General features: G+C 63.2%; 1 protein-coding gene. It reads left to right on the forward strand.

Features of this window, described 5'->3' with window-relative positions:
* Positions 1 to 532, forward strand: a 532-nt coding sequence (locus RAD16_RS40545; protein WP_458163642.1) for a LysR substrate-binding domain-containing protein, incomplete at both ends; no start/stop codon positions are given.

Genomic DNA, 532 nt, shown 5'->3' on the forward strand with positions numbered 1-532 from the left:
GCCATCAGCTATCAGATCAAGATACTCGAGGAGCGGGTCGGCGAACCGCTCTTTGTCCGGCGAGGAAGACGCGCCGAGTTGACTGTCGGGGGCGCTCGCGTCGCATCACGGTTGGCGACCGCTTTCGACGAGATCGAAATGGCGTTCGACGAGCTGACCGGCGAGAGCGAGACGGTACTGCGAATTGCCACGACGGCGAGCATTGCAAGCAACTGGCTCGCGCGAAACATCGGCTCCTTTCAAGCCGCTCATCCGGATATCGAGATCGAGCTCGAAGTCAGCAGCACCGTGATCGACCTCGCGGAAGCTCGCATCGATGTTGCAATACGAACCGGTCGCGGGGATTGGCCGGCCCTGAAGTCCGAGCATCTGGCTGCGGTGGTTTTCACCCCGATGTGCAGTCCGGCCCTGCTCGAGGGCCGCCGTCTGCCGCTGGATGCGCGGGAAGCCCGGAATATGCAGAGGATCAGCCCGCAGGATCGATGGTGGCCGATATGGTTCCGCAGCGCCGGAGTGGAGATCGGGGGCGATC

It is taken from the genome of Bradyrhizobium sp. 18BD (assembly GCF_054185225.1).